Annotated in this window: 8 protein-coding genes, 3 tRNA genes and 1 pseudogene; 7 read left to right on the top strand and 5 right to left on the bottom strand. The window is 74.7% G+C overall.

Translation table 11 applies throughout. The features are described from left to right. From ACZ34W_RS26050 to ACZ34W_RS26035, 4 genes are all read right to left on the bottom strand, one after another. Positions 1–1,929 (bottom strand): DEAD/DEAH box helicase (locus tag ACZ34W_RS26050; RefSeq protein ID WP_465607502.1); only part of this gene is annotated, 1,929 nt, incomplete at its 3' end. Between the two features lie 195 nt (positions 1,930–2,124). Then, complete coding sequence (locus tag ACZ34W_RS26045) at positions 2,125–2,952, bottom strand: hypothetical protein (RefSeq protein ID WP_329489027.1); 828 nt, start codon at positions 2,950–2,952, stop codon at positions 2,125–2,127. Positions 2,953–3,246: 294 nt separating this feature from the next. After that, a complete protein-coding gene (crcB, locus tag ACZ34W_RS26040; protein WP_465607500.1) occupies positions 3,247–3,621 on the bottom strand; it encodes a fluoride efflux transporter CrcB in 375 nt (124 codons plus the stop codon). A 58-nt stretch (positions 3,622–3,679) separates the two neighbouring features. Continuing rightward, a complete protein-coding gene (locus ACZ34W_RS26035; protein ID WP_465607498.1) occupies positions 3,680–4,156 on the bottom strand; it encodes a fluoride efflux transporter FluC in 477 nt (158 codons plus the stop codon). 70 nt (positions 4,157–4,226) lie between these two features. Here ACZ34W_RS26035 and ACZ34W_RS26030 point away from each other — a divergent pair, with 70 nt between their 5' ends. The 4 genes from ACZ34W_RS26030 (at position 4,227) to ACZ34W_RS26015 (ending at position 4,985) form a co-directional block, all read left to right on the top strand. Then, positions 4,227–4,568 carry a metallopeptidase family protein gene (locus ACZ34W_RS26030; protein WP_329489024.1) on the top strand — a complete coding sequence of 114 codons (342 nt, stop codon included), beginning with the start codon at positions 4,227–4,229 and terminating at the stop codon, positions 4,566–4,568. A 113-nt stretch (positions 4,569–4,681) separates the two neighbouring features. Beyond that, positions 4,682–4,754, top strand: a tRNA-Glu gene (locus tag ACZ34W_RS26025). Between the two features lie 56 nt (positions 4,755–4,810). Then, positions 4,811–4,884, top strand: a tRNA-Asp gene (locus tag ACZ34W_RS26020). Positions 4,885–4,911: 27 nt separating this feature from the next. Continuing rightward, positions 4,912–4,985, top strand: a tRNA-Phe gene (locus tag ACZ34W_RS26015). A gap of 180 nt (positions 4,986–5,165) precedes the next feature. Here the strand turns inward: ACZ34W_RS26015 and ACZ34W_RS26010 are convergent. Beyond that, positions 5,166–7,376: an MMPL family transporter gene (locus ACZ34W_RS26010; protein WP_465607495.1), complete on the bottom strand. Its 2,211-nt coding sequence runs from the start codon at positions 7,374–7,376 to the stop codon at positions 5,166–5,168. A gap of 265 nt (positions 7,377–7,641) precedes the next feature. Here ACZ34W_RS26010 and ACZ34W_RS26005 point away from each other — a divergent pair, with 265 nt between their 5' ends. From ACZ34W_RS26005 to ACZ34W_RS25995, 3 genes and pseudogenes are all read left to right on the top strand, one after another. Continuing rightward, the gene (locus ACZ34W_RS26005) at positions 7,642–8,913 is read left to right on the top strand and encodes a sensor histidine kinase (RefSeq protein ID WP_465607493.1); all 1,272 of its coding nucleotides are present in this window, start codon (positions 7,642–7,644) and stop codon (positions 8,911–8,913) included. Further along, the gene (locus tag ACZ34W_RS26000; protein WP_465607491.1) at positions 8,910–9,617 is read left to right on the top strand and encodes a response regulator; all 708 of its coding nucleotides are present in this window, start codon (positions 8,910–8,912) and stop codon (positions 9,615–9,617) included. Before ACZ34W_RS26005 ends, ACZ34W_RS26000 begins: the two co-directional genes overlap by 4 nt. A 17-nt stretch (positions 9,618–9,634) precedes the next feature. Then, positions 9,635–9,826 (top strand): annotated as a pseudogene (locus ACZ34W_RS25995) (Uma2 family endonuclease); the annotation flags it as partial. Positions 9,827–9,890 lie beyond the last annotated feature (64 nt).

Genomic DNA, 9,890 nt, shown 5'->3' with positions numbered 1-9,890 from the left:
ACCGGAGCGGCCGCCGCGGTCGTCACGGTCACGGTTGAAGCCACCGCCGCGGTTGTCACGGTCACCGAAGGAACGGCCACCGCGGTCGTCACGGTTGAAGCCACCGGAGCCACCGCCGCGGTTGTCACGGTCACCGAAGGAACGGCCGCCGCGGTCGTCACGGTTGAAGCCACCGGAGCGGCCGCCGCGGTCGTCACGGTCACGGTTGAAGCCACCGCCGCGGTTGTCACGGTCACCGAAGGAACGGCCACCGCGGTCGTCACGGTCACGGTTGTACGCCGGGCGCTCGGTGCGCGCCTCGCGGTAGGACGGGGCCCGCTCCTCGGTCACGGCGGCGGCCGGGGCGGCCGTCTCCGCGGGAACCTCGGCGGCCTCGGCGGTCTCGGCGGCCTCGGCCTCGGCGGCGGGCGCCTCGTCCTCGATGCCCAGGTCGGCCCGCTCGCGCGCGGCGCGGGCGGCCAGGCGGTCGGCCTCCTCGCGCAGCTCGGTGGCGCGGCGCTGCGCGCGCTCCAGCTGGCGGGTCATGTCGGCGAGCTCGCGCTCGGCGGCACCGGCGATGCCGGCGGCGCTCTCGGCCTGGACCTCGATCAGCGAACGGGCGCCGGTGATCTTGGCGACCTCGGCGTCGAAGGCGTGGTCGAGGATGTGGCGCGAGGCGTCGACGCCCGCGTCCTCCATCAGGCGGAACACGCCACGGCGCTGGTGCGGCAGCACCAGGGTGACGACGGCGCCGGAGCGGCCGGCGCGGGCGGTGCGGCCGGAGCGGTGCAGGTAGTCCTTGTGGTCACCGGCCGGGTCCACGTTCAGGACCAGGTCGATGCCGTCGACGTGGATGCCGCGGGCGGCGACGTCGGTCGCGACGACGACGTTGACGTAGCCGTCCTTGAAGTCGCCGAGGACGCGGGTACGGGCGCCCTGGGTCATGCCGCCGTGCAGCGCGTCGGCCTTCACGCCGGCCTCGATGAGCTGCTCGGCGACGCGGTCGGCGCCCATCTGGGTGCGGACGAAGATGATCGTGCGGCCCTTGCGGGCGGCGATCGCGTTGGTGATCGGCGCCTTGTCCTTGGGCTTCACCACGAGGATGTGGTGGGTCATGGTGGTGACCGCGCCGGCCGACGGGTCGACCTCGTGGGTGACCGGGTTCTTCAGGTAGCGCTTGACCAGGCTGTCGATCTCGTTCTCCAGGGTGGCGGAGAACAGCAGGCGCTGGCCGCCGGCCGGCACCTGGTCGAGGATCTCGGTGACCTCGGGCAGGAAGCCCATGTCGGCCATCTGGTCGGCCTCGTCGAGCACGACGGTCTTGACCTCGCCCAGCTTGGCGCTGCCGCGGTTCAGCAGGTCGCGCAGGCGGCCGGGGGTGGCGACGAGGACGTCGACGCCGCGCTCCAGCGCGTAGATCTGGTTCGACATCGAGGTGCCGCCGCAGACGACCTTGAGCTTGAGGCCGAGCACCGAGCCGAACGGCTCCAGCGCGTCGGCGACCTGCATGGCCAGCTCGCGGGTCGGGACGAGGATCAGGCCGCGCGGGTGCTTGGGCTTGGTGCGCTCGCCGTCGGCGAGGCGGGTCAGCAGCGGCAGGCCGAAGCTGAGGGTCTTGCCGGAGCCGGTACGGCCGCGGCCCAGCACGTCCTTGCCGGCCAGCGCGTCCGGGATGGTCGCGGCCTGGATCGGGAACGGGGTGGTGACACCGCGCTTGGCGAGGGCGCGCACGACGTCGTCGTGCAGGCCCAGGTCGCCGAAGGTGACGGTGGGCTCGGCGGCCTCGGCGCTCTCCTCGGTCGCGGCCTCGTCGGCGGCGTCCTGGTCGGCGGCGGGGTCGATGTCCTGGTCGGCGTCGAACAGCTCGACCTCGGGGGCATCGACGAGGGTGACATCGGCGGCGGACTCGCTCGCGGGCATGGCGAAGCGGGCGTCGTCAACGAGAGACATGCAAAACCTTCCGGAAGTGGCACGCGCCAAAGTCCGGGTTCTGTTTCACAACCGCCTCTATGCGGTCAGCCACGGATCGCCGGTACGCGCCAAGGGCGCCAGATGGGAATTAGGGCGCCAGTCAAATGAATCAAACGAACGATCTACCACCATAGGGGAACCTCGGGATCAAAGGCAAATGCACTGGCCAGCGCGCTAGTGGCCGCCCGAAGCGGCGCTCGGGGCCGAAGATCCGGAGTTGCCGGGCGTGGGCTCGGGCGCCGGCGTGGCGGGCGGGGCGGGGGTGACCGGGCTCGGATCGGGGGAGGCCGACGGCCGGACGGTCGGGCTCGCCGCCGGCGGGGTCGCGGCGCCGCCGCCGGAGCGCCCGTCCCCGGTGCCGCCGGTGGAACCGCCGCTGCCGGTGCCTCCGGCCGCCCCCGCACCGCCTGTGCCACCCGTACCGGCCGCCGCCCCGCCGGCCGAGGTACCGGTACCCGGTTGGGGTGCGCTACTGGCGTTCACGCCCCCGGCATCACCGTTCGCGCCCGGCGCGTCCTGCCCGGGGACGGCTCCCGGGGCCTCCTCCGCACCGGCGGCCGCACCGTTCGCGCCCGAGGACGCCCCGCCCGCCGCCGCGTTCTGGCCCGCTCCCGGCGTGCCCCCGGGCTGCGCGCTCCCGGAACGCTCCGGCCGCCCGGACGCGCCACCCTGGCGGACGCCGGCCGGCGTGGCCGACGCGCCGCCCGCGGGCTTGCCCACCGTCCCGGCCTGCCCGACCGGGACGGTGCCGTGCTTCTCGTCCGCGCCCGGTCCGACCGACATGCACCCGGTCAGGCCCAACCCGGCCACCGCCAGCACCGCCGCCGCGCGCACCACACCGTCGCGCACCGCCACCGCCCTGGGCTTGCGCTCCGGCGCCTGCCGGACCACCACGGCCCGCACCACGACCGGCCGGTCGACCGCCGGACGAACCACCGGCGCCCGACCGGCCGAACGTTCCTCCTGAGCACCCACCTCGCGCACCGAACGCATCGCCGCCACCGAGCTCCCTCTTCCACTGCCCCACCCGGGCCCGGGCCGCCGCCGTCGCGCGCGGCACTTTCGGTGCCCAACGCGCGCCCCGGGCACCGGGACACGGGCCGCCCGACAGGAAGCGCCCGGCGCCATCCACCCGGCGCAACACCACCGGCGCGAACCCCGGCGCTCACCACGGCGCTCACCACGACGCCGAACACCGGTACGAGCGCCGGCGGAAGCCCCGACCACCGCGCCGGACCCGCCCGGACCCGCCCGGCCCGCCCGGCCCGCCCGGCCCGCCCGGCCCGCCCGGCCCGCTCAGCCCCAGAGCGCCGAGGCCGCCTCCGCCCCCGCGTACACCGCGGCGAGCCCCGCCGCCACGCTGCCCGCCACGTTGGCCAGCGCGTACCGTCCGGGCCCGCCCTCGGCCAGCCGCAGGGTCTCCCAGGAGAAGGTCGAATAGGTCGTCAGCGCCCCGCAGAAGCCCGTCCCGAGCAGGAGTTGGACGTGCGAGGAGGCCGCGCCGGCCGCCACCGCCCCGGTCACCAGCCCGAGCACCAGGCAGCCGGCCACGTTCACGGTGAAGGTGCCCCACGGGAACGCCGAGTCGTGCCGGGCCCGCACCGCCCGGTCGGTCAGGTACCGCAGCGGCGCGCCGACCACCGCCCCGGCCACCACCAGCAACCAGTTCACCGCCCCGCCCCCTCCGCCGCCTGAACGGCGGGCGCCCCGGCCGACCCCGCCGACCGCCTCACCCCGGCCTCCGGACCGCGCCCGGGAGCAGACGGCGCGTCATCCCCGCCGCCCCCCGGACCGCGGCCAGCGCCACCAGCAGCGTCAGCCCCAGGTAGGCCGCCCCGGCCCCGGGCCGCCCGTGCGCCAGCAGCTGCCGGATGTCCAGCGCGTACGTGGAGAAGGTGGTGAACCCGCCCAGCACCCCCGTGCCGAAGAACGGCCGGAGCAACGGGTGCGCGGGCCGCCCCTCGGTGACCACCACCAGGAAGACCCCGATCACCGCGCAGCCGGTCCCGTTCACGACCAGCGTGGTCCACGGGAAGCCGGCCGGCCCGGTCGGCCAGAGCAGGCCGGCCCCGTACCGCGCCGACGCCCCGATCGCGCCGCCCAGCGCGACCGCCGCCACCGCGGGCCCCTGCCCGCGCAGCACCGGCTCCCGGCGCGGGGGCACCGCGTCGGGAGCCGCGCCCGCCCCGCCCTCCGATGTCGTCATGGGGCCATGAAACACCGGCCCCCACCGCCTGGCACACCGTCACCCCAGACCCGACAATGATCCGGTGGAGATGACCCGGGAAGACTTCGAGACGCTCGTCAGCGACGCCCTCGACCGGATCCCCCCGAAACTCGCGGCCATGATGGACAACGTCGCGGTGTTCGTCGAGGAGGAGCCCGACCCCGCCGACCCGGAGCTCCTCGGCCTCTACGAGGGCACTCCGCTCACCGAGCGCGGCGAGTGGTACGCCGGTGTGCTCCCCGACCGGATCATCATCTACCGGGGCCCGACCCTGCGGCACTGCGAGACCCACGAGCAGGCGGTCGAGGAGGTCCGCACCACGGTCATCCACGAGGTCGCCCACCACTTCGGCTTCGACGACCACGAGCTCGACGAGCTCGGCTGGTCCTGACCGGCCCGCCGGGCCCGCCACCCGGCCGGGCCGAAGTCGTTTTGGCGATCCGCCCGACATCCCATATGCTTCTCGACGTCCCCGAACGCTGGAAACAGCCGGACAGGCCGCAAGCCCTCATCGTCTAGTGGCCCAGGACGCCGCCCTTTCAAGGCGGTAGCACGGGTTCGAATCCCGTTGGGGGCACAGCAGTACCGTAGTAAAGTGCAGTGCGCAAGACCTATGTGGAGCAATCCACACCAGGTCCCGTGGAGCAGTTGGTTAGCTCGCCACCCTGTCAAGGTGGAGGTCGCGGGTTCAAGTCCCGTCGGGATCGCTCGTCTCGCAAGAGACGGTGCAGTACGGCCAGGTAGCTCAGTTGGTACGAGCGTCCGCCTGAAAAGCGGAAGGTCGCCGGTTCGACCCCGGCCCTGGCCACAGCTGCGAACAGCAGAAAGGCCCCGGAGAGTTCGCTCTCCGGGGCCTTTTGCGTGCCTGCCGCGTCCACCGGGCGCCGGGGCACGCCGACGGGGCGGGTACTCGATCCGAGTACCCGCCCCGTCGGCGGTGTGCGTGCGGTGTGCGCGCCGGTCCTCCGGCTCCCGGCCGGGAGGGGCCTCAGTAGGCCGAGATCCGCTCGGGTTCCCGCGCGGCGCCGGCCGCCGCGTGCCGGGGGTGGGCGACCGCCGCGGGGCGGGGCCGGACCGGCCACCAGAGGGAGCGGCCCAGGAGGGCGGCCAGGGCGGGGACCAGGACCAGGGACAGCACGAGCGCCGAGAGCATGATGCCGAGCGCCATCGCGAAGGCGACCTGTTCGCTGCCCGGGGTGGTGGCGAGGGTGGCGAAGGAGCCGGCGAGCACCAGTCCGGCCATCGCGATGGCGGGTGTGGTGTGCCGGACCGCTCGGGCCACGGCGCCCCGGGCCGGGCCCGGGCGCTGCATCTCCTCGCGGATCCGGTCGGTGATCAGGATGTTGTAGTCGGTGCCCAGCGCCACCACGAACAGGAACAGCACCAGGGGGAGGGTGAAGCTGATGCCCGGCTCGCCGAGGGCGTGCTGGAAGAGCAGCGTCGCCGCGCCGAGGGTGGCGGCGAAACCGAGGCCGACCGAGAGCATCAGGACCACCGGGGCGAGCAGGCTGCGCAGGAGCAGCAGCAGGATCAGCGCGATCAGCGCGGCCGCGACCGGGAAGACGATCCTGAGGTCGTGGTCGACGGCGGCCGAGACGTCGGCGAAGATCGCCGGTGTGCCGCCGACGTGGGCCGTCGTCCCGGCGGGCGTGTGCTGGGCGACCGCGGCCCGGATCGGGCCGGAGGCCAGGTCACGGGCCTCCGGGCTCTGCGGGTCGACGGTCGGGTAGAGGTCGATCCGGGCGGCGCGGTGGTCCTGGTTCAGCACGGTGGCCGCGACCTGGCCCACGCCGTCGACCCGGGCGAGGGCCCCGGAGAGGCCGGTCAGCCGGTCCGTGCTGAGGGTGCCCCCGTCCGTGACGGTGACGTAGACGCTCGTCGGGTCCGACACACCGGCCGGCAGCGCGTGGGAGATCTCGACCGCGGTGGCCGCCGCCGCGGTCTGCGGGCCGGAGTCGCCCCGGCCGTAGTCCATCCGCAGGCCGATCGTCCCGGCCGCCAGTGCGGCGAGCAGCGTGACGGAGGCGGCCAGCATCAGCAGCGGCCGCCGGGCGACCAGTTCGCCGAAGCGGGCGGCGCGGCGGTCGCGCGGCTCGCGGAGCAGCGCCTTGGAGGGCCAGAACATCTTGCGCCCGGCGACGGCGAGCAGCGCCGGCAGCAGGGTGAGGCTGCCCAGCAGCATCACCAGGACCGCGACGGCTATCGCGGGGCCCATCGAGCGGAACTGCCCGAAGGTGGCCAGGCCCAGCGTGGCGAACGCGGCCACGATGGTCAGCGCCGCCGAGGTGATCGCGGTACCCACCCGGGCGGAGACCTGCGCGGCCGCCTCCCGGGCCGGCTGCTCGGGCCGGGCGCGCAGGTGCTCGCGGAAGCGGAACAAGAGGAACAGCATGTAGTCGATGCCGATGCCCAGCAGGACGACGCTGATCAGCCCCGGGGTGCCCGCGTCCAGCTTAAGCCCGGTGAGCAGGGCGGCCCCCGCGACGGCCCCGCCCGCCACGCCGCCGATCAGGGCGACCGCGAGCAGCGGTAGCACCGCGGCCAGCGCGCTGCGGAACACCAGCACGTTGAGCAGGACGATGAGCCCCATCACCACGGCGCCCCCGACCGTGGACGCGGTCTTGTGGGAGTCGGCGGAGTCGACGGAGTCGGCGAGGCCGCCGGTGAAGCCGGTGCGCATCCCCGCCTCGGCGAACTGCGTCCGGGTGCCGTCCCGGAAGGCCCGGTAGACGCCCTGGACGCCCTGGTCCGCGGCGTTCCCGACCAGCTCGACCGAGAGCAGCTCGAAGCTCCGGTCGGGCGCCACCATCGCCGGGGCGATCCGGGGCGTCTGGGAACGGTCGGGGAGCAGGAACGTCGGCTCGTCGTCCGCCCTGGGCATGGCGACCCGGCGCTTGCCCAGCTTCTCCGCCTCGGCCTCGACCCGCGTCTGGTCCGCCGCGCTGAGGGCCTTGCCGTCGGACCGGGCGACCAGCACCGTCACGACGGTGGCGTCGGGGTTCAGCCCGAACTGCTCCTCGGCGATCCGCATCGCGGCGGCCGAGTCGTAGCTGCGGGGCAGGAAGTCGGCGGTCTGGCTCTGCGTGACGCGGGACATCAGCATCGGGGCCAGGGCGGTCAGGACGACGGCCAGCACGCCCCAGAGGGCGACGACCTTCCAGGGATGTCTGGTGGAGTACCCGGTCAGGGCGCGGATCACGATGTCCTCCGACGGACGGACTTGAGTGCGGATGCCTGCCGGGGACGGACTCCCCGACCGGTCTCAAGACCATCACCGCGCAGGCCCTCCGGGCGTCGTGGCGGCGGATGATCCGCACCGGGGCCCGCGCTCCCGCCCGGGCCCGCACCCAGGACCCTGGTCCTGGTCAGGGCCCCGTCCCCGGCCGTCGGGCGGGTCCGCGCACGGCGGCGGCTGTGCGAGGCTGTCGGGGGGACAGGAGGCCGGACGCAGGGGGAGTACCCAGATGCCCAGGAACCGACGGAGCGGGCCCGGCGATGCCCGGGAGCCGCTGGACGCCGACGGCTTCGAGCCGCCGTGGACCCGCAACGACGCGCTGGTGACCGGCGGGGCCTGCGCGATGAACCTGCTCAGCTACGTGTTCTTCGCCTACCCCGACGGCCGGCACGCCGTGAGCGTGCTCGGGTTCCTCCTCGTCGCGCTGGCGGCCCTGCCGCTGCTCGCCCGGCGCAGCCACCCGGGGGCGGTGCTGGCCGCCGTCCTGGTGCTCGACGCGGCCTCCTCCCTGACGGCGTCACTGCCCGTCCACTTCGGGTCCGTGCTGGTGGTCGCCCTGTTCTCGGCGGCCCGGGCCTGCACCGGCCGGGTGACGGCGGTCGCGGCCGTCGCGACGGTGACGCTGACGCTGCTGAGCCAGAGCCACGGCCGGACGCCGACCTGGGAGGCCACCGTCAGCGCGGTCCTCTCCACCCTGATCGTGGTCGGCACCGCGCTGGCGGTGAACCAGTGGCAGCAGCAGGTGGCGGCCAACCGGCAGCTCCTCGCCGACCGCGCTGTGGCGGACGAACGGCGCCGCATCGCCCGGGAGCTGCACGACATCGTGGCCCACCACATCACCACCATGCAGCTGATGGCCGGTGGCGCCCGGGCCAACCTCGGCCGTCCGGAGGTGGTCCGGGAGGCCCTGGTCACCCTGGAGTCCTCCGGGCGGCTCGCGCTGCGCGAGATGCGCCAGCTGCTCGACGTGCTGCGGGCCGGCGACGAACCGGAGGCCGCGCCGTCGCCGCCCCAGCCCGGCGCCGACGACCTCGACCGCCTGGTGGGCGAGGCCCGGCTCGGCGGGCTGCAGACCGAGTTCGTCGTCCGCGGGCCGCAGCGTCCGCTGCCGCCGACCGTCGGCCTCACGGTGTTCCGGATCGTCCAGGAGGCCCTCACCAACACCCGCAAGTACGCCGGGCCGGCCCGTGCCTCCGTGCACCTGACGTACCGCCGGGACGGGGTCACCGTCGAGGTGCGGGACGACGGCGGGGGCGCTGCGCCGGCGGAGCGGACGCCGGCGACGGGTCCGGGCGGTTACGGCCTGATCGGCATGCGCGAGCGGGTCGCCCTGCACGGCGGCACCCTCACCGTCGGTCCGCAGGCCGGCGGCGGCTTCGCGGTGCTGGCCGACCTGCCGCTGAGCGGCAACGACACGGCCGACGCGGCTGAAGCGGCCGACACGGCTGACACGGACCGGACGGCCGGAGCGGCCGTCCGACAGGAAGGGGCGTACCGATGACCGGGACGGGGCCGACGACACCGCCGAGGATCAGGGTGCTGATCGTGGACGACCAGCCGCTGGTCCGGCGCGGCCTGTCACTGATCCTCTCCCCCGACCCGTCCTTCGAGGTGGTCGGGGAGGCCGAGAACGGCGCCGAGGCCGTCGCCCTCGCCCAACGGCTGCGCCCGGACGTGGTGGTGATGGACATCCGGATGCCCGTCCTCGACGGGGTCGGCGCGACCGGCGAACTCGCCGCCACCGTCCCCGGCTGCCGCGTCCTGGCCCTCAGCACCTTCGACCTCGACGAGTACGTGGTGGGCGCCCTGCGCGCCGGCGCCTACGGGTTCCTGCCCAAGGACAGCTCCCCGGAGGACCTCGCCGCGGCGATCCACACCGTGCACGCGGGCGAGGCCGCCGTCGCGCCGCGCCTGCTCACCCGGCTGATCTCCACCTACGTCCGGGCCCCCGGTGGTCCGCAGCCGGCGCCCACCGGTCTGGGCGACCTGACCCCGCGCGAGGTCGAGGTGTGGCGCCTGATGGCCACCGGCCTCGACAACGGCGGGATCTCCCGTGCGCTGGACATCAGCGTCTCCACGGTCAAGAACTACATCACCAGCATCTTCGACAAGCTCGCCGTCCGGGACCGCGCCCAGGCGGTCATCGCGGCCTACGAGTCCGGACTCGTCACCGCGCGGGCGACGGCCGGGGACCAGCCCGGGTAGCACGCGCGGGTGCCTCACTGGTCTCCCCCTCGAACCCCGAGAACGACTGGGTCGGCAAGGTCCGCGACTACCCCCAGATGGGCATCCCGCTCTACCTGCTGATCGACGCCGGGCAACGGACCGTCACCCTGTTCAGCCGGCCCGACGGCACGAAGTACCACCGCCGCGAGGACGTCGACTTCGGCGAGACGCTGCACATCCCCGAGCCGTTCGGCTTCGACCTGGTCACGGGCGACCTGCTGCCGTACCGAGCGGGCCCCGGCGCCGGGGCCC

The sequence above is a fragment of the Kitasatospora sp. NPDC022856 genome (assembly GCF_055561235.1).
The sequence above is the reverse complement of the archived record's forward strand: the minus strand, read 5'-3'. Positions and strand labels throughout refer to the sequence as shown.

What these genes read in the sequence shown, in the direction of transcription:
- ACZ34W_RS26035 (WP_465607498.1), bottom strand. Translation starts at nt 4,156, where the DNA reads ATGACGACATCGGAGGGCGGGGCGGGCGCGGCTCCCGACGCGGTGCCC.
- ACZ34W_RS26030 (WP_329489024.1), top strand. Translation starts at nt 4,227, where the DNA reads ATGACCCGGGAAGACTTCGAGACGCTCGTCAGCGACGCCCTCGACCGG.
- ACZ34W_RS26000 (WP_465607491.1), top strand. Translation starts at nt 8,910, where the DNA reads ATGACCGGGACGGGGCCGACGACACCGCCGAGGATCAGGGTGCTGATC.
- ACZ34W_RS26005 (WP_465607493.1), top strand. Translation starts at nt 7,642, where the DNA reads ATGCCCAGGAACCGACGGAGCGGGCCCGGCGATGCCCGGGAGCCGCTG.